The following is a 207-nucleotide window of genomic DNA, read 5'->3' as shown; positions in this document are numbered from 1 at the left end:
CCGGAAGAGGGCCACCTCGATCGCGAACAGCGCGGGCTGGGCGAACTCGGTGGTGCTCAGCCGGGCCTCGTCCCCATCGAAGACCATCTCCCGCAGCGCGGGGTCCAGAGCCGCGCACACCTCGTCGAACGCCGCCGCGAACACCGGGAAATCACGGTGGAGTTCGAGGCCCATCCCCACCCGCTGCGAACCCTGACCGGTGAAGAC

At 69.6% G+C, this 207-nt stretch carries 1 protein-coding gene; it reads right to left on the bottom strand.

Annotation, left to right across the window (positions count from 1 at the left end; all coding sequences use genetic code 11):
- Window positions 1-207, bottom strand: a 207-nt coding sequence (locus IF55_RS35840; protein WP_037967711.1) for an acyltransferase domain-containing protein, incomplete at both ends; no start/stop codon positions are given.

It is taken from the genome of Streptomyces varsoviensis (assembly GCF_000718635.1).
Taxonomy (GTDB): Bacteria; Actinomycetota; Actinomycetes; order Streptomycetales; family Streptomycetaceae; genus Streptomyces; species Streptomyces varsoviensis.
The sequence above is the reverse complement of the archived record's forward strand: the minus strand, read 5'-3'. Positions and strand labels throughout refer to the sequence as shown.